This is a genomic window from Azospirillum sp. B21, assembly GCF_008364825.1.
In the GTDB taxonomy this organism is placed as follows: domain Bacteria; phylum Pseudomonadota; class Alphaproteobacteria; order Azospirillales; family Azospirillaceae; genus Azospirillum.
Genome location: NZ_VTTO01000011.1, coordinates 20,200 through 39,407 on the forward strand (window position 1 = coordinate 20,200; position 19,208 = coordinate 39,407).

9 protein-coding genes are annotated in these 19,208 nt (G+C 69.1%); 5 read left to right on the plus strand and 4 right to left on the minus strand.

Translation table 11 applies throughout. From position 1 onward, the window contains the following. Positions 1 to 418: 418 nt before the first annotated feature. Positions 419 to 1,072 (plus strand): hypothetical protein, encoded by a 654-nt coding sequence (locus FZ983_RS22835; RefSeq protein WP_149225790.1) that lies wholly within the window; start codon positions 419 to 421, stop codon positions 1,070 to 1,072. A 518-nt stretch (positions 1,073 to 1,590) separates the two neighbouring features. Here FZ983_RS22835 and FZ983_RS22840 read toward each other — a convergent pair. Next, positions 1,591 to 2,739: a glycosyltransferase gene (locus FZ983_RS22840; protein ID WP_247883921.1), complete on the minus strand. Its 1,149-nt coding sequence runs from the start codon at positions 2,737 to 2,739 to the stop codon at positions 1,591 to 1,593. 146 nt (positions 2,740 to 2,885) lie between these two features. On the opposite strand from FZ983_RS22840, the gene FZ983_RS22845 reads away from it, so the two are divergent. Next, complete coding sequence (locus FZ983_RS22845) at positions 2,886 to 6,749, plus strand: glycosyltransferase (RefSeq protein ID WP_188092460.1); 3,864 nt, start codon at positions 2,886 to 2,888, stop codon at positions 6,747 to 6,749. On the opposite strand, the gene FZ983_RS22850 is transcribed toward FZ983_RS22845, so the two are convergent. Beyond that, the gene (locus FZ983_RS22850) at positions 6,730 to 8,106 is read right to left on the minus strand and encodes a tetratricopeptide repeat protein (protein WP_149225793.1); all 1,377 of its coding nucleotides are present in this window, start codon (positions 8,104 to 8,106) and stop codon (positions 6,730 to 6,732) included. The two genes, FZ983_RS22845 and FZ983_RS22850, sit on opposite strands and share 20 nt — an antisense overlap. 255 nt (positions 8,107 to 8,361) lie before the next feature. On the opposite strand from FZ983_RS22850, the gene FZ983_RS22855 reads away from it, so the two are divergent. Both FZ983_RS22855 and FZ983_RS22860 read left to right on the plus strand, forming a co-directional pair. Continuing rightward, complete coding sequence (locus tag FZ983_RS22855; RefSeq protein WP_149225794.1) at positions 8,362 to 11,091, plus strand: glycosyltransferase; 2,730 nt, start codon at positions 8,362 to 8,364, stop codon at positions 11,089 to 11,091. Further along, positions 11,091 to 12,860, plus strand: coding sequence for a tetratricopeptide repeat protein (locus tag FZ983_RS22860; protein WP_149225795.1), 1,770 nt, complete (start codon positions 11,091 to 11,093; stop codon positions 12,858 to 12,860). The genes FZ983_RS22855 and FZ983_RS22860 overlap by 1 nt, the downstream gene beginning before the upstream one ends. A 12-nt stretch (positions 12,861 to 12,872) precedes the next feature. Here FZ983_RS22860 and FZ983_RS22865 read toward each other — a convergent pair whose 3' ends face one another. Then, positions 12,873 to 15,629 carry a hypothetical protein gene (locus FZ983_RS22865; RefSeq protein WP_247883922.1) on the minus strand — a complete coding sequence of 919 codons (2,757 nt, stop codon included), beginning with the start codon at positions 15,627 to 15,629 and terminating at the stop codon, positions 12,873 to 12,875. 264 nt (positions 15,630 to 15,893) lie between these two features. Between FZ983_RS22865 and FZ983_RS22870 the strand changes: the two genes are divergently transcribed. Continuing rightward, a complete protein-coding gene (locus tag FZ983_RS22870) occupies positions 15,894 to 17,264 on the plus strand; it encodes a class I SAM-dependent methyltransferase (RefSeq protein ID WP_149225796.1) in 1,371 nt (456 codons plus the stop codon). Here FZ983_RS22870 and FZ983_RS22875 read toward each other — a convergent pair. Further along, a complete protein-coding gene (locus FZ983_RS22875) occupies positions 17,231 to 19,126 on the minus strand; it encodes a glycosyltransferase 61 family protein (RefSeq protein WP_149225797.1) in 1,896 nt (631 codons plus the stop codon). The two genes, FZ983_RS22870 and FZ983_RS22875, sit on opposite strands and share 34 nt — an antisense overlap. Positions 19,127 to 19,208: the final 82 nt, after the last annotated feature.

Sequence of the window (19,208 nt, forward strand, 5' to 3'; positions counted from 1 at the left end):
TTTCGCTGGTTATTTTGTGCGCAAATGGCTAGGCCTCATGTCCCTGCCGAGCTGAGGGTGGCTCGTCTCACGTTCTGTCGCCAACGAGGGTTGCGCCGAGTAGGCCGGCGCCTTGCTTCTGACAGAAGGGACGAGCCGTGGAGCAGGATACAGCCGCGTTCGTTGCAATGGACACGCACAAAGAGATGATCGCCGTTGCGGTAGCCGAAGCTGCCCGTTCGGGCGAGGTTCGCTTCGTGGGCGAGATCCCCAACCGCGCCGACGCGGTGCGCCGGCTTCTGGACAAGCTGGCCAGCAAATACAACCTCTGTCATTCGCCGAATGGCGAAAAAAGACGCGTCCCCGCCCCCTGTACGGTTGCATGGATGCCTCGCTACGGCGGCGTGCATCCGGCCCTTCTCATTCAGGGTGCACATCCATGCTATCTCCAGATCGGACTATTGAGGATCGGGATGCCGAGGACTGGGACGCACCGCTCCGTGACCGGGTGCATCCGCCGGAACCGGTCGCTGGCACGCTGATTTCTGTTGCTGCCTCGGCAGCCGCGGCCGATACCCTGCGCCGGTTTTGTCTGTCGCAGGCGGATCTGATGCCGACGGTGCGGCGGCTCGAACTCGACTGGCCGTGCTGCGTCGCAATGATGCAGCGCTTCGCCAAGTATGTGACCAGCGTTCCGGTCTACCATCCACGCGATCCAAGATCGCGTTCTGATTCGCCCATGCCGGTGCTGTTCCTGTGCCTTCAGAAGGGGCTCAGCGCCTATGACGCTGCGGCCACCGAAAGCGACGACCGCCGTTTACTCGCCTTCATCGAGGGGCTTTGCCAGGAGGCGGCCCGCCTGCCTTCGGGCATTGCGCTGTTTACGCCCGACAACGACTGCTGGATGGCGGGCAATGGGGCGGCGCTGCACGGCTGGCTGGCGACATGCGATGTGCGTGGCGTGACCGTCCATCGTTCCCAGCGCCGCGGCGCCAGCTATCGGCGCGTTCTCTCCGCGATCGGCCGGTATGTCGTTCTGGGGCGTGAACGCGCGATCCTGGAGCGTGTCCGTCGGGCCGATGCGATGCCATAGGACGAGCCGGCGGCCCGCGCGGCCGGAAGCCAGACGACCGCATGTCGCCGCCAATCATTCCTGATCACGCGATGCAGGCCTTCGCACCAACCCGTGCGTCCGGATGACCCAAGGGTAGGAGAGATTGAGCACCTACGGGTCAAAGAGGAGCCGTCCCCTTGTTCGCACAAGGGCGATTTGATCAAGTCGATCATGCCCCTTCATCGTCGCAGCCAGGGCGTTCGGTAAAGGCCAAATCCCTCCCCCGCGACCACCGATGCTTGCGATCCTCGATCGCTCTAAAGCCCGGTCTCTCCACGGAGGCTGGGCTTCTTCATATTCGCGGCGAAGCTCAGCATCGCCGCACAGCACGATCGCCAGCCCGTTGCCGTCCGGCTGCAGCGTGATCTGGTTAACCGGACCACGGAGGATGATCTTGCTCCACCGAACCGGGGCAAGATCAGAACCAAGCTTAGCAAAGCGGCAAATCTGTCCGCGAAACGGGGACCATCTCAACCGCTGCCGTGAATACAAGCGGCTCAGGCAGCGGCTTGGATGAAAGAGTTGGCGAAGGCACGCCAACTCCGCTCCCCGCACATGAAAGCCCGCCCCTTCTCGGCGCAGGCACGCGCGGCCGCCCTATCGGCATGGACGCGTTCCAACTGTTCGATCACCTCCTCCACAGCGGATTCGCCCCAGCCCCGCCGCGCACCTGTGGGATCGACCACCGGTGTCTGGTCGCGGAGCGGCAGGCAATTGCCCTCACGGATCAGGTCGAGATGGCCGGTGTTGGCCGACAAAATCACCGGCACACCGCAGGCCATCGCCTCCATGGCAACGAGGTTGGTGGCGCCCTCGCAGCGGTTGGGGAAAACGGCTGCGTGACAATCGGCCATGATCGCCGCGATCCGATGCCTTGGGATGAAGCCCATGTCGACGAAGCCCTCCGGCGGCACGCCATGCGCCATCGCCCATTCCACGATCCGCAGCTTTCCGTTGTCGCCGATCATCGGGGGCATGGGTGTCAACGGGGATTCGGCAATCGTTCCGGAGGTGTGCGGCCAGTGATTGTGCCAAGCGGTGACCAGCAGCGCCTCGGGGTGGCGTTCGTGGAAACGCCGGAAGGCGGCCAGCACGATGTCCTGTCCCTTGCGGAACTCCAGCTTGCCCCCGGAGAAGATGACGAAGCGGTCGCCGAACCGGCCGGTGGGAGGCAGAGCGGGGAGTTCACCCGGATCTATGCCCTGGAAAGCGCAGCCGACCTCCGAGAGTCCTTGTTCCAGAAGCAAATCCCGGTTGTAGGTCGAATGCACCACGAGCTTGTCATAGCTGCGCGCGCGCTCCAGTGTTGCGGTGTCGAACCGGCTGTCCTCGAAGGCGATCACACCGACATTGCGGCTGCCGCGGAAGCGCGCGGATGTCGGCCCCTCGTTGAAGCCGTTGGCCAGCGCGTGCAGCAGCGTCCAGCCCTTGACGACCACCACAGAATCCCGGACCTGATCGGCGATGGCGCTGATGCGCTCATGCCCGGCAAGCAGCGGCGTCACTCTTTCCCGGTTCTCCGGCCGCAGCGTGGCCAGCAGCGGCCGTTCCAGCAAAAGCGGTGGGCGGCCGTGGTCCAGCAGGTAAAGCGCCGTATGCACCCCAACCAGACCCCAGCCATGGATTTCCGAAAGCTGCCAGGTCAAAGCAATGTTCTGTTCCACCCACAGCCTTTCGACGCGCAGCGCAAATGCCGGTTGACCTTCCCGCCGGGGACTGGTGCTATGCAGCAGGAAGTGCCGGCATCCGGCCGGCCCGTTATTTTGCGCCGGCCCACCTCGACCTTCAAGGCATGACCGTCAAGATCGCATTCATCGACCCGACGAAGGGCGATTACACCCCCGAGACGCCGCATCATCAGCCGCTTGGCGGATCTCAGTCGGCGCTCTGCTACCTTGCGGAAATGCTGGCCGCCGCCGGCCATTCGATCACGGTGGTCAATGGGGGACGCGCGGCCGTGACCGTGCGCGGCGTGCACTGCCTGCCGATCGCGTCGGTGACCCTTGAGGATTTGTGCGGATTTCACGTCGTGGTCGTCCTGAATGGCTGCGATCGGGAGTTTCTGCTGCCTCTGCGCGCCAGACTGAGCGGCGAGCGCAAACTGATCCTCTGGACACAGCACGCCGCCGACCAGCCGGCTGTGGCGACTCTGGCCGAAGCCGACCTGCGCGACTGCCTGGACGGCATCGCCTTCGTCAGCCGATGGCAGATGGATGGGTATCTGAAGGCCTTCCATCTCGATCCGGCGCGCTGCCGGGTGATGCGCAACGGGATCGCGCCGGCCTTTGCCGGCCTGTTCGGGCCGGACGAGGACATCCTGGCGGCGAAGCCCTGGCCGCCGGTGCTGGCCTACACCAGCACGCCCTTCCGCGGCCTCGACGTGCTGCTCGACAGCTTCCCGCTGATCCGGGCGGCGATTCCGGGAACCCGGCTGCGCGTGTGTTCGAGCCTTGAGACCTATCAGGTCCCCGCCGAGCGGGATCCCTTCACCGCCCTGTACCAGCGCTGTCGCGAGACCGAAGGAGTGGAGTATCTCGGCGGCATCGGCCAGGTGGCGTTGGCCGGGGTGATGCGGGAGGCGACCTGCCTTGCCTATCTCAACCGCTTCGCCGAGACCTCCTGCATCGCCGTGCTGGAGGCGCTGGCTGCCGGCTGCCTCGTGGTGTCGAGCCAACTGGGAGCCCTGCCGGAAAGCGGAGCCGGGTTCGCGCGTCTCATTCCCGTGCCGGAAGATCCGCAGGAGCATGCGCGGCACTATGCCGAGGCGGCGGTGGCTGCCCTGAGCGAGTTGCGGGACGATCGCGATGCCGGCCGCCGGCTCCGCGCCCAGGTCGACCATGCGAACTCCGGGACGACCTGGGGAGTGCGGGCGCAGGGCTGGATCGATTGGTTCAAGGAAATGCTGGCGCCGCCTTCCCTGCCGCCTGTTCCTCTGCCGCCGGTTTCAGGAGGGGCCGCCACGGCGATCACCGCCAAGATCGTCTCCGCTCAGCAGCAACTCATGGAGGCGTTGGGCATCCATCTGAATTCCGGAGGCGACCGCCGGCTGGCCGACCCGGCTTGGCGGGCCGAGGCGCGTGGGATGATCGAACTGGTGGAGCGTTCGCTCCACCTCGATCACAACGACGAGGAGGCGCGCACCGGCGTCTGGTCGGCTCTGCGGGGCTATGACGCCTGGCTGTCCTACCAGACCGCGCTGCCCGAACTGCCGCCGCCGTCTCCGCTGCCGCCCGGCGGGCGCCGCATCTTCGACTGCTTCCAGTTCTACAACGAACTGGATCTGCTGGAGGTCCGGTTGGCCGAACTCTACCCGGTGGTGGACCGCTTCGTCCTGGTCGAGGCGACCTACACCCATGCCGGCGCGGCCAAGCCGCTGCATTACGCCGACAACCGGGCGCGCTTCGCGGCCTATGCGGACAAGATCGTCCACATCGTGGTTGCCGAGGATCCCGGCGGCTTCGCCTGGAACCGCGAGGCTTACCAAAGGGACGCGATCCTGCGCGGGCTCGGAGACTGCCGGCCCAGCGACATGATCCTCATCTCTGACGCCGACGAAATCCTGCGTGCCCCGGTCGTCGAGCGGCTGCGTCGGGAGCCGGATGAAGGCTCAGGCGCGGGCGCAGGGATGGGCGCCACGCTCTTCGCTCCCCATCTGGACATCTTCCTCTATTTCCTGGACCTCAAGGCGCCCGATCCCTGGGTCTCGGTGGCGGCCGCCCAGTGGGAGCTGATCCGCCGCATCGGCGCCAACCGTGCCCGCTATCTGGCCAAGCAGGGGATCGGGCACGTCATACCGGATGCCGGCTGGCATTTCACCTGGATGGGGGGCGCCGACCGTTTCCGCGCAAAGCTGGAGGCTTTCGCCCACCGCGAGATGATGGCCGGTTTCGACCGCGATCCGCAGGTCAACCAAGCCCGGTTGGATCGCTTCTACGCCACCGGCCGTTTCGATGACGGCGCGTTGCCCGGCATGTGGACGGGCCTTCGCCGAGTGCCCATCGACGGGCGCTATCCGAGCCGCATCCGGGAAACGCTCGCCCGCTTCCGTCATCTCGGCTGGATCACCCCGCAGGCGGAACCCGCGCCGGAGTCCCTGACCGAGGAAGGCCGGGCGCGGGAGCGGCGCGGGGACGGAGCGGCGGCAGAGGCGATCTGGCGCTGCGCCGCCGCCCTTGACCCCACCCAGATCGAAGCCTTCCACGCGCTTTCCGAGCGGCTGCTGGCGCGGAACGCAACGGCCGAGGCGCTCCGGCCCCTGCGCTGCTGCACCCGGCTGGACCCCGAGGGTAGCTTCCACCTGTTCAAGCTCGCCCACAGCCTGCTTCTGCTCCGCCGGTACGGGGAGGGAGCAACGGTCCTGAGCGAACTGATCCGCCGCGAGCCGGAGGAGCATCGTGCCTACGGCAACCTCGCGGTCGCGCTGAAGAATCTCGGCCTCCACGAGCAGGCGGTGGCGGTCGGCCGCCGGGCGCTGGCGCTGATGCCGGCGGATGCGGGCCTGCTGAGCAATCTGGGCCTCGCTCTGTCGATGCGGATCGAAGGGGGCGAGGCGGCGGCCGACGCCCTGTCGCACGCCTTGGTCCTGGAGCCGAGCCATGCCGAGACGCGAATGAACCGCGCCCTGGTCCTGCGCAGCCTGCATCGGCTGGACGAAGCGGAGGACGCATGCCGCCGTCTGATCGCGGAACGCCCCGACGAGGCCGGAGCCCATACGCTCCTGGCAACCTGCCTGCTGATGCGGGGCGATCTCGCAGCGGGGTTCCGCGAGTATGAATGGCGCACCCGGCTGGTCGATGGGCAGGTGGAGGCGCGCGGCCTGCCGACGCCACCGTGGACGGGCGGCGCTCTCGACGGTCGACGCATCCTTTTGCACGACGAACAGGGGCTTGGCGACGGGATCCAGTTCGCACGCTACGCGCCGCTGCTTGCGCGGCGCGGCGCCCGCGTGATCCTGGAGTGCAACGACGCGCTGGTACGGCTCTTCGCCACGCTGCCGGGCGTGGAGGCGGTGGTCGGGCGCTCCGCTCCGACACCGGAGCATGATGGTCATGCGGCCCTGATGAGCCTGCCGCATCTTCTTGGCACGACCCTCGCCACGGTTCCGGCGGAGGTGCCTTACCTTGCGGCCGAACCCTCCCTCATCGCGATGTGGCGCGACCGACTGGAGCCGGCGCGGGTGGGGCTGCGCGTCGGGCTGGTCTGGGCAGGCAACGCAAGCCTTCCCGACGATCCGAAGCGCTCGCCGGGGCTGGAGCCCCTGCTGCCGCTTCTCGACCTTCCCGGCGTCGCCTTCGTCTCCCTTCAGAAGGGCGACGGCCGGGCGGATCTGGAACGGTTGGGCGGTCGGCTTCCCACTGGCTTTCATGACGTCGGCGACGCGCTGGACGACCTCGCCGATACCGCGGCCGTCGTGGCGCAGCTCGATCTGGTCATCTCCGTGGACAGCGCTGTCGCCCACCTCGCGGGCGCGCTGGGGCGGCCGGTCTGGACCATCCTGCGCGCGGAGTCCGAATGGCGATGGATGCTGGAGCGCACCGACATTCCCTGGTATCCGACCATGCGGCTGTTCCGGCAGGTGCGGGCGGGGGACTGGAGCGACGTCGTGGCGGCGCTGCGCACCGCGCTTCAGCGGGCGGTCAAAGAGGCGTCGCGGTGAGGGTGCCCTGCGCGGCGTGCCGCCGGACCTCGTCGCGAAGAGCTGCGCGGACGCTTGCGAAGACGGGCGCCCAGTCCAGTTCCGGCCCCTGGCGGAACAGGCGCATCGACGGGTACCAGGGCGTGCGCTCGCCGGTGAAGCCATAGACCCAATAGGGCACGTGCTGCACGAGGTTCCAGATGGGGGTGCCGAGCGAGCCGGCCAGATGCGCGACGGCGCTGTCGGTCATGATGACCAGATCCAGCCGCTCGATCATCGCCGCGGTGTCGGCGAAATCCTCCAGATGGGGGCCGAGCGGCACCACCAGCCGGCCCGCCGGGCCGAGCGCGTCCAGTTCGGTTTCCTGCGGTCCCTTCTGAAGGCTGTAGAGCCGCACACCCGGGATTTCGGCGAGGCGCAGGAACGGCGCGAGCTTCGTGGCGCGCCACGCGTTGTCGGCGAAGGTGGCCCGGCCGGCCCAGACGATGCCGACGCGCAGCGTTCCCGGTTCCCGTTCCCCCAGCAGCCGGGCCGCTTTCTCCCGAGCCTCCACCGGGATGGTGAGCGGCACCGGCGGAGGCACGGAGGCCAAGGTCGTGCCGAACAGCATCGGCAAGGTCATCTGCGACACCTCGACGTCGCAAGCCGGAGCCGGCGCGCCCCACGGCTTCCAGTCGTCGAGGTCGAGCCCGGACAACACCCGCCGCAACTCCGAATGGCATTCGTAGATCACCCGGCCGCCAGCCCTCTTGACCATCGGCAAATAGCGGGCCACCAGCAGGGCATCGCCGAAGCCCTGCTCGGCCGTCACGAAGATGCGGCGCCCGTCCAAGGCCGGCCCGTTCCATGGCGGCGCCGAGGGTGGTCGCGCGAGATATGAGGGAAGCTGCCGTCGCGCCTCGTAATCGTCGAAGCCGTGCACATAGTCGCCGATTTGGAGCCGCGTCAGCGCCCGTTCCCATCGCAGGAGCGCCGTCGGCCCGCCGTTTCCGGTGACGGCAAGCTCGATCGCCGCCAGGGCTTCCGCATACCGCCCCGCCTTGCGGAAGGCGACCGCGCGGTTGAACAGTACCGTCCGGTCGTTGGGCTCGCGCCGGAAGGCCTCCTCCTGCGCCGCGACCCCCTCGGCAAGGCGTCCGGCTTCGGTCAGCGCGTTGCCGAGATTGGTCCAGATGCCGGCCTGATCGGGCGCGTGTTCCAGCCCGCGACGGTGGCAGGCGATGGCCTCCTCCAGCTTCCCGGTTCGACGCAGCAACAGGCCCAGGATGCTCCACGCCTCCGCGTCGGACGGATCGGCGTCAAGCGCCGCCTCCGCGTCCTTGCGGAGTTGGTCGTCGTCATTGTGAGCGTTACCGGCGCCATCCGCTTCGATCCGCATGCTCAACCGTTCCGCAGGAGTATGGTGCCCGACACCCGCAGGAACTTCCGTGCCCGAAAATCGAGGACAGCGTTTGTGACGATCATGGCTTGAAGGCCGGGGGGAGCGGGCGCTAAATTCATGTGCGATGGAACCATTGGTGCAGCCAACCCTGCACCATAGCACCCGCCACCACCGGCATGAAGGTCGTAGGCTTTTGCGAAGTGCGACGCGGATGGGCGAGCGTGCGGTCGCCGTGCAGGCGGTGACCGGCTGATGACGGACGATCCGGGTTCGAGGAAAGCGCACCGGCGGACGCTGGCCGAAGATCCGGCGGAAGCAGTTTCCTGGCAGCACTTGGCGGTGGAGGCGTACCGGGCCGGCAAAAGGAGGCAGGCCCTGTCGCTTTTCGTTCGCGCCGCGCGGCTGCACGGCGACGGCGCCGTGCTGGAGCGGCAGATCGAGGGGGTGATCACACCCGCCCTCAACCAAGCCATAGCGCTGATGCAGAACGGGCTGGTCGACGAGGCGGCCGCGGTCATCGAACCGTTGGCCGAGGTCATCGCCCCGCGCGGCGATTTCGCGCATGTTCTCGGCGTTCTGCGCCTGGTTCAGGGGCGCGACGACGAGGCCGCCCGTTTCCACGCCGTGTCCCGGATGGAGGACAGCGGCCTCGGTGTTGCCCTGGCCGGGGTCGCCCGCCACCGTGCCGACTACGATTTCATCGGCACGGTCGTGATTCCCGTCTACCGGATGGAAGACACCATCGAGCGGGCGCTCGACAGTGTCCTGGCGGCGGTCCGCTATCACCGCGCGGCGACCGGCGACGCAGGAGCGAAGGTCCATATCTGCGTCGTCGACGACGCCTCTCCCGACGACACCGTGGCAAGGGCGCTGGGTTGGACGCGGGCGCATCCCGAACAGAGCGTCGCAATCATCGCCAACAACCAAAACCGGGGGGCGGGGCGGACACGCAACACGGGCGCCGCCGCAGCGCAGGGCCGCTATCTCTGGTTCCTCGATGCCGATGACTATTATCTGGAACGGCACCTGTTCCTGACGATCCAAGCCTTGGACGCGGCATCCGATGCCGGCTTCGTCCGCACCGGCATGGTCTTCGACGCCATCGATGCCGAGATCACCCAGGATTGGCGGCAGGCATCGGAAAACTGCTATCCCGGCAATCTCTGTGTCCGGCGCGACTGCCACGACCGGATCGGCGGCTTTCCGGAGGAAGCGCCGTTCCACCCGGCGGTCGCCGACGATGTGGCCTACAGCCGCGCCTTGCACAGCCGGTTCGGCGGCCTGAAGATCTCCGAGAAGACCGTCCACTACACGATGCGGCCCGGCAACGCGCTGGAGCGGCAACGGGCCGAGATGACCGGTGGCCCGCCCTCGGCGGAGCGCCAGCGGCCGGACAGCCGCTTCGTGGCCATCGAGCTGCTGACCCAGCGCCGCCTCTACGGCTTGGCGGCCAACGCGATCCCCAGCCCGCCAGCGCCACCGACGGACGCGACCGTCTGGCTGGAGAAGGCGAGGGACCTGATCCGCGGCCAACAGCCGGAGCCCGCCATCGCCGTGCTGGTCCGGGCGGCGGCGCTCGATCCCGCCAACGCGACGGTCTGGTTCGAGCTGGGGCTGGCGGCGAACGGGCTGAAACGCGATGACCTGGCCCTCCGCGGGTTCCAGGCGGTGGCGAGCCTGCACCCGGATGCGGGAGCGGCGCGCTTCAACCTTGCCTCCCTGCGGTTCGAGCAGGGCGCCCTCGATCCGGCCGCCCGCCATCTGCGCGACGCGCTGGCGCTCCGGCCCGAGCATGGCGGTTCCCTGTTCCTGTTGGGGCGCACCGAACGGCGGCGGGGACAGGCGGCTATCGCGCAGGGAATTCTCAGGCGGGCCGCGCGGGTCGAACCGGAGTTGGGAGAGATCCGCGCCGAGCGGGCCGAGGCGGCCCTTGCGCTCGGCCATGCGGTCGAGGCGATGGAGCATGCCCAACATGCGCTGGCGCTCGCACCTGCCCTGTTCGACGGCCACACCGCGCTTGCCGGTGCGCTGGAGGCGCTCGGCCGGCCGGATGCGGCGCTGCCGGGCTGGGAGCGGGCGATCCGCTGCAATCCGGGCCGGGGAGAGGCCTTTACCGGACGCGCCGTCAACCTGCTCATCCGGCGGTTCGGGCCGCCGCCCCTGCCGGCGCCGCAGGCGGAGACGGGGCGCCGGCTCGCCTCCACATCGCTCGGCTGGCATGGCCGGTTCGGCAATCAGCTTTTGCAGTACGGGGTCCTGCGTCTGTACGCTGCGCGGCATGGCCTTACCCTGGAAGTGCCGCCCTGGCCGGGGCGCCATCTCTATGGGCTGGACGATCCGCTGCCCGGCCCCGCCTTGCCCCGCCTGCCGGAGCGGGAGGTCGAGGCCAGCGTCATGGCCGCGCTCAGTGGCGTAAGGCGCGGCACGGAACGCGAGGTACTGGCCGACCACGACGTCACCGCATATTTCTGCGGCGACACCGGCTTCCTGGCATCGCATCGGGATGCCTTCCGCGGCTTCTTCACGCCGGGACCACACATCAGGCCCTGGACGGACGCGCTGACCGCCCGCCTGCGCGCAGCCGGCCGTACGGTGGTGGCCTTGCACATCCGGCGCGGCGACTTCGGCTGGGGTCCCTTCTGGGTGGCGCCGGAAAGCTGGTACCTGCGTTGGCTGGATGCGATCTGGCCCGGCCTGGACCAGCCGGTTCTCTACGTCGCGACGGACGACCCGCGCTGCCTCTCCGCCTTCGCCGCCTACCGGCCGCTCTCCGCCCGGGATCTGGCGGAGCCGGTCCCCGGGGCGGAGTTCCTCACCGATTTCCATGTCCTGTGCGAGGCCGATCTGGTGGCGGTGTCGAACAGCAGCTTCTCCTTCGTGGCGACCATGCTGAACCGGCGCGCCCGAAGCGTCGTCCGCCCCGACAAGGCCCGGCAGGCGCTTCTTCCCTATGACCCCTGGTCCAGCCCGGTCCTGCTGTGATGACGGACACCGGCAATCCCGACGCCTTGCTGCAAACCGGTATGGCCCACCATGCCGCCGGGCGTGCGGCGGAGGCGGAAAGCGCATACCGGGCGGTGCTGGCCGCCGATCCCGGCCATCCCGGCGCCCTGCATCTGCTGGGGGTGCTGGCGCTTCATCATGGACAGCCGGCGGTCGCGGCGCAGCTCATCGGGGACTCGATCCGGCAAAATCCCGGCAATCCCGCCAGCTATTCCAGCCTAGCCGGCGCCTTGCTTCAGCTTGGCCAACTCGGCAAGGCACGGGCGAGCGCACGGCTGGCGTTGGCACTGGACCCCGGATCCCTCGACGGCCTCGCCAACCTCGCCGACATCCTGTCCGAGCGGGGGGAGCATGGTGCCGCGGCGGACACGCTCGGCCGTCTGCTGGTGCTCAGCCCGTGGTCGACGGAACCGCGGCTGAAACGCGCCCACGCGCTCCTCCACGCCGGCCGGAACGAGGACGCGGTGGAGACGTTGCTGACCCTGCTCGGCATGACGCCCCTGTCGGTGGCGGGATACACCAATCTGGGCGTGGCTCTGCGCCGGCTCGGGCGGGTGGAGGAGGCGATGGCCGCCTACCGCAGCGCGCTGGGCTTCTCTTCCGGGGAGCCGGGAACCCTCAACAACCTCGGCATCACCTTTCAGGATCTGGGCCGCTACGAGGAGGCCGCCGCCTGCTTCCGCCTCTCCATCGCGATGCAGCCGGACGGCGCCCATGCCCATCTCAATCTCGGCCTCGTCGCACGCGACGAGATGCGGGTGGACGAGTCGATCACTTTGGCGCGCCGTGCCGCCACGCTGGAGCCGGCCCTGGCCGAGGCGCATACCGCCCTGGGCCACGGCCTTCTGATCAAGGGGGAGTTCCGCGAGGGGTTCGCGGAGTATGAATGGCGGACCCGCATGGCGGATTTCCCCTCGCCCCGTCGCGAATTCGCTTCGCCCGTCTGGGACGGTTCTGCTCTCGCGGGTCGCACCCTGCTGGTTCACGACGAGCAGGGGGTGGGGGACACGATCATGTTCGCGCGCTACGCCGCGCTGCTCCAGACGCATGGTGCGCGGGTGTTCCTGGACTGCAATGGACAACTCGTCCGGCTGCTCTCGTCGATGCCCGGAATTGCCGGCGTCGTTCCCCGCTACGATCCCGCACCGCCGCACGATTTCCATGTGGCGCTGGCGAGCCTGCCGTACCTGCTGCGCGCCACGCTCTACACCATCCCCGCGCCGCTCGCCTATCTGCGGGCGGAACCGGCCTTGGTGGAGAGCTGGCGCGCGCGGCTCGGTCCACGGCGGGGTCTTCGCATCGGGCTGGTCTGGGCCGGCAACCCGGAGTTCAAGGGCGACCGGCTGCGCTCCCCCGGTCTCGCAGCCTTTCGGCCCCTGCTCGATCTGCCGGGTGTTTCGGTATACGGCCTTCAGAAGGGGGCGGGGCGGCGCGATCTGGATCGGTGCGGGCCGCTGCCGGCCAGCTTCGTCGATCTGGGCGCGGACATCGCCGACTTCGCCGACACGGCGGCGATCATGGAGACCATGGATCTCGTCGTCAGTTCCTGCACCGGGCCAGCCCATCTCGCCGGGGCGCTCGGCCGGCCGGTCTGGACCGTGCTGCCCTTCGCGCCGGACTGGCGGTGGCTGGAGCACGGCGTCTGCACCCCCTGGTATCCGACCATGCGCCTGTTCCGGCAGGAGCGGCGCGGCGATTGGACCACGATCGTGGCGCGGCTGTGCAGGATGCTGGAAAGCACCGTCTGACCCACGCTTGTTTTACCGCCGAACCGAGCGGGCATCCGGCTCCACCGTGAAGGCCTCCGGCGGCAGCCCGGCCACGTGGCGGTCCCACATGATCCGGAAGGCGCGCTCCAGATGCCGCGTGAAGCGCGGGCTGTCGAACAGGGGTGCGGTGGCGCGCCCGGCCTCAAGCCGGCGGCGGTAGGCGGCGAGCGTCGCCGGCTCTCCAGCCAGCCGCACCGCGCGTTCCTCATACTCCGCGAAGGAGTGGGTGACCGTCTCCGGCAGGCCGGCCGCGTGCAGCAGACTGGCTGCGACGCTGGAGGCGAAGGTCTCGCCCCGCATGGTGAGGACGGGCAACCCCATCCAGAGGGCGTCGGAGGTGGTGGTGTGGCCGGTGTATGGGAAGCTGTCGAGCGCCAGATCGCCAAGCCGATAGCGGGCGAGATGCCCGGCCTGCGGGCAGGGAGCGGCGAAGACCAGCCGTGCCGGTTCGACGCCATGGCGCGCCGCCTCCATCCGCAGGTTGGCGGTGGCGTCGCTTCCCGCCTCCAGCAGCCAGAGCGTGCTGTCCGGCACGCGGCGCAGGATACGCATCCACAGGGCGAACAGGGCAGGGGTGATCTTGAAGGTGGCGTGGAAGGCGCAGAAGACCACACCTTCGGCGGGCAGGTCGCAGGCCGCGCGCGTCGGCACGGGGGCGTCGGACGGCCGGCGGCGGTCGTTGACCTGATAGCTGTCGGGCATCCGCACCAGCCGCTCGCGGTAGAAAGGCTGGTGCTCCGGCGGCGTGACGATGCGGTCGCCGATGGCATAGTCCAGCAAGTCCGCACCCAGGGTTCCCGGATAGCCGATATAGGCGACCTGGATGGGCGCTAGGCGCCGCGCCAGCAGCGTCAGACGGGCGTTCTGGGTATAGCCCTTCAGGTCCACCAGGATGTGGATGTTGTCCTCGGCGCACAGCGCCGCGACCGTGTCGGGATCGGCGCGCCGCAGGTCGCGGAAGCGGTCGAAACCGGCCTCCAGCCGCCGCCGCATCGGGCTTCCATCGTCTTCGCCGTAGGAATAGCCGAAAACGGTAAAGCGGCTCCGGTCGTGCAGTTCGAAGAGTTCCGCCGTCAGGTGGGCCGTGGCGTGCTCGTGGAAGTCGGCGGAGAGATAGGCGACGTTCAGCCGCCCTCCCGGCGGCACGGGACGCCGCATGGCCGGAGCCGGTGGGACCGGTCCGACGACTGACCGGTGGAAATGGCGGGCCGCGCGGTCCTGCTGCGCCGGGCTGGTCCCGATGAGCAGGCTCAGCAGCGGCAGCACGATTCCCTCGTCGCGGTCGATGACCTCCAGCAGCCGGCGGCAGGTCTCTCCGTGGACCCGCCAGTCGCAGATGGACAGGCTCGCGAACAGACGGTCGCAGAGGGATTCAGTCCGTTCCGGGGCAAGCCGATGGGCGTGGTCGTAGCCTTCGGCGGCCTTTGCCATCCGCTTCGCCGCGCGCAGGCTGTGCGCAGTCTCTCGCCAAGCCTCCACCGAGTCCGGCTGGAGCGCCAGCGCCCTCGTGTGGGCGTCCAGCGCCTCTTCGCCGCGGTGTCCGTCCCGGAGCAGGGTGCCGAGCCGGGTGAAGAGCAGGGCGTCCGGCTGAAGGCGGAGCGCGCGCCGGATCAGGACCGAGGCGGGGCCCGGGCGGGCGGCGCGTTCCAGCAGGGCGAGATTGCTGAAGGCATCCGCGAGGTCCGGCTGCAAGGCGATGGCGAGGGCGAAGTGCCGCCGCGATTGCTCCAGCCGCCCGAGCGAAAAATCCACCACTCCCAGCAGGAAGGCCGCCGCCGGCTGGTCGGCCGAAGTGGCGAGGATCGCGCGGCACAGCATGGCGCTCTCCTCCGGCTTTCCCTGCTGGTACAGGGCGAAAGCCCGGCCCAGCGTCTCTTCCGGGCTGGAGACCGCAGACCCATGGCTGAGCGGGCGCGTGACCGTGCCGCCGTCGGGTGTGGAGAGGGTGTGGGGGGCCTGCTTGCGGGGCAGGGGGTAGCCCGCCAGATGCAGGATGCCGAGCGGAGCGTGGGGAAGCTCCGGCTCCAGCAGCAGCCGTCCGTCCGCGGAACTGAAGGGTGTGGCCCGGAAGCAGATCCAGTTGCAGCGCGCCGGCAACTGGCTGAACGGCAGCCCGCCGGTGCGCAGGGCGAGGTTCAACGCGACTTGCTCGCTGACGAAGAGCACGGTCCGGCGAAGGGAGTCCGCCAGCAGGCGCGCCCAGAGCGCCCAGTGCGGCGCGTCGCGGCGCGCGGCGAAGACCCCGCAGTTCAGCAGCGGATAGGCGAAGAGCCGGCGCGCCGTGTCCTCGTCGAAGCAGGCCTTGTACCAGTCATGCAGGTGATTGGCGTAGGGCGCGCCGTCGTAGAAGGGCGTGTAGGCGCGGTCGAGTTCCGGCACGATGGCGAAGCCGGTCGCCGCCGCACCGGCCAGCAGCAGTTCGACGGCCGACCAATCCTGTACCCAGCAGTCGGCGTCCAGCCACAGGATGGTGGCGGCGTCGGGAACGTGGCGCGGGAGATGCGGGCGCGACATCATCGCCTTGAAATACTCCGGCATCGGCCGGTCGAAGGGATGGTCCCAGCCGGGAAGCACCAGCCGGGCGCCTTCGCCGGTCAGCCAGCGCCGTTGCTCCGTCCCAAGCCCGAGATCGAGCACGGTTATGGGAACCCCGGCCCCTTGTGGAAAGGCGCGGATCGAGCGGATGAGCCCCTGAAGCAGCGGGAAATAAGCGCCGTCGCCGGCCGTCGCAATCGCGAAGGGATGCACCGATCAACTCCCGGCCGGCGTTCCTCTCCCGCGGCGGGGGAGGGGCGGCAGAAGAGCGAAATGTCCGAAGCGGGAACCGGCGGTGCGTTCCATTCGTTCCCTCCTTTCATCGAACAGGGCATCGACCCTGCATCATCGACCGGGTCTTGGCAACTCCGCGGGCATCTTGCCACGCTGGTGTGTTCCACTCCATGCTTCCCCAATCCCCGGGTTCACGCCGCCTGGGTTCAAGCCTGTGTGTTCAAGCTCGTCCGAGGTCCCGGTATGTCCATTCGCCCGCGTAAGACTTGCCGGGTCTGCGGTTCTCCGATCCTGGTGCCGGTCATCGATCTCGGCCCGCAGGTCCTGCAGGGAGCCTTCGCCAAGCCGGGGCGGCCGGCACCGGCCGAGGTGACGCTTCCCATGCGGCTCGTTCGCTGCGGCGCCGACCGCGACCCGGCGGCCTGCGGGCTGCTGCAGACCGCCGCCAGCGTACCGCCCGAGCTGCTGTACCGGACCTATTGGTACCGGTCGGGCCTCAACGCGACGATGCGCGATCATCTGCGCGGCATCGCCGAGCAGGCCGGGGCGCTGGCGGGGCGGCCGGCGCCGGCGGTGCTCGACATCGGCTGCAACGACGGCACCCTGCTCCTCTCCTATCCCGCCGCGTCGCTGCGGGTCGGGGTCGATCCGTCCGACATCGCCGCCGGGCTTGACGGCGACATCACCGTCGTCAACACCTTCTTCCCCTCCGACGCCGCCCTGACGAAACTCGCCGGCGCCCGGTTCGACATCGTGACCTCCATCGCCATGTTCTACGACATCGAAGACCCTTGCGGGGCGGCGGCGGCGATCTCCCGGCTGCTCGCTCCGGACGGGGTGTGGGTGCTGGAGCTGTCTTATCTGCCGCTCATGCTGCTGCGGAACGCCTTCGACACGGTTTGCCACGAACATCTGGAATATTACAGCCTCGCCGTGCTGGAGACCGTCGCCCGGCGGGCCGGGCTGCGGATCTTCCGGGCGGAGGTCAACGGGATGAACGGCGGCAGCATCCGCTGCTTCGCCTGCCACGCCGCGAACGACCGGTTCGGCACGGCGGAGGACCGGGCTTTCCTGGAGGCGCTGCGGCGGCGGGAGGCGGCGATGGGGCTGGCGACGGACCGTCCCTACCGTGCCTTTCAGGCGCGGGCGGAGACCCTGCGGGACGAGGTGGTCGGCCATCTGCGCGCCGTCCGGGAAAGGGGAGGGCGCGTGCATGTCTATGGCGCCTCCACCAAGGGCAACGTGCTTCTGCAATGGTGCGGGATCGGCCGTGATCTCGTCGAGTGCGCCGCCGACCGCAATCCCGAAAAGGTCGGTGCCGTCACGCCCGGCACCGGCATCCCTATCGTCTCCGAAGCGGAATCCCGCGCGCTCAGGCCCGACCTCTACCTTGTCCTGCCCTGGCATTTCCGCCGCGAATTCCTGGAACGCGAACGCGCGATGGTGATGGGCGGCACCAAGCTGCTGTTTCCGCTGCCGGAAGTGGAGGTGGTGGCGGCGGGGAACTTCGAGCGGGCGCAGGCCCGGCTGGATTGCATGGAGGCGCTGCTGCTGGGAAATGACTGCGGCGGGGAGGTGGCTCACCGCGGCTCTGATCCCCAAGGCTTGGGGTGAGCCAGAACCTCATCCAGCAGTTTGCCGAGTGCGTCGGGGTCGATCCGCACGGGGATGTCCAGCCGGGCGAGCAGGTCGTCGGGCCGGCCGGCAGGATCGTCGGTGAACCGGCCGGCCAGATGGTGGAACCGGCCGAGCAGCGGGATCTGCACGCCCATCTGCGGGTTCCAGCGGGAGTCCGGATGGAAGAAGTCCGGGTTGCAGAGATGCACCCAGTGACCGCCCGGCGGCAGGAACACCTGATTGGCGGTGGCCGCCCCGACCGGGGCCACCACCACCTCCGCCTCCGCCATCAGTTCGATCGTTTCCAGCACGCCGAGCCGTTCCGGCTGCACCGTTTCGAAACCCCGGGCTTCAAGCAGGGCCGCGATCTCGGCGTCGTTGGCGATGCGGTGCTTGGGCGCCGAGCCGCGCCGCGACAGGTAGAGGCGCCTTGTCGGCGGCCCGTCGCTGCGCCGACAAGGCAGCAGCCGGTCCCGCAGCCAGCGATAGGCGACGGGATAGGGAACGGCCGATGGTACCGCCGCCCGGCTCAGACGGTAGTGAATCTGCGCGCTGTCCGGACCCACCAGATCCCGCGCCTCGATGACCTGTTCGGCGGGCAGGCCGGCGAGTTGCAGCATTTCCCGATGGTATGGACGCAGGTCGAAGAGAAGGACCGGCAGGGGGCGTGTCTCGGCCACGCGTTCCCGCACCATCAACCTCGGCAGCACCTCCACGAGGAAATGCCAGTAATTGGGGGTGGAGGGGAGGACGAGCACCGGCTGGTCGATCGCCACCGTCCGGTAGAGCGGGCGGGGCAGGCGGAAGGCGCCCGCCGTGGCGCCGGGCGTCACGCCGACCAGCGGCACCCGCGCCCCGTGCACGACCGTGTCGGCCACTTCCCGCAGAAGGAAACGCCGGCCAGCCAGCAAGTGGCTTTCGTAGTTGTCCTTGACGTAAAAGCCCTGAACGACCTCGATCTCCGCATCGAGCGCCACGCCCACCGCTTCCCGCGCGAGCGTCGACAGCCGGTCGATTTGCGGGCGCAGCCAGTCGGGGCTCGCCGATGTCAGCGTCTCGCTGGGCTCCTGGGCCGGGGCTCGCCAGGTCTCATAGCGGAAGTCGGCGGCGGCGCACCAGGCCGGGAAGGGCAGCAGGGCCAGAGGGAAGCGGTCTATGTCCGGGGGCGGGACCTCGGGGAAGTCGAGCGTGTCCTTGATCGCCAGCAGCTCCATGGCCAGGGCCGGGCGCTCGACGAGCAGCGCCACCCGCACCAGCCGTTCCAGCAGCTCGCGCAGGGCTTCGGTGAGAGCGGGCGCCCCCCGCACAAGGGAGAGCGCCTGTTCGCAGAACCTCGCGGCACCCTCCGGATCTCCGCCGCCGAATGCGCGAACGGCGGCGCGCTCGCAGAAGGCGGCATAGACCTCCCGCAGGGGAAGGAAACCGGGTGCCCGCGCCACGCCCCGCCGCAACCACGCGACCGCTTCCGGCTCGTCACCGCTCCGGCTGTAAAGCAGCGCCAGCGAGAGGTGGCTCGCTCCATCCTCCGGCCGCAGGGCCACGGCGCGCCGGTGGTGGCGGCAGGCCGCCGCCGGCCGGCCGGCGGACTGTTCCAGGATGGCGAGGTTGCGGTGAGCGTCGAAGAAGCCGGGTTCCAGCGCCGCCGTGACGGTGAAGTGCGCGCGTGCCGCGTCCAGGCGGCCCTGCCCGAAGGCAATGGTGCCCGACAGGCAGCGGGTCTCCGCCTGCTCCGGCCGGACGCGCAGGATCGAGCGGCAGAGATCGGCCGCCTCCTCGGCACGGCCGGCCTGAAGGAGCGCGAGCGCCCGGTCCAGGGATTCGGCCAGCGTGAAGGCGCCTTGCGGCGGAACGGCTTCCATCCGACAATGGTTAGCATTCGACGCCGGCCCGCCGACAGGGCTTTTCCGGATGGTGCTTTATTCGGTGACGTCCATGAGGGGG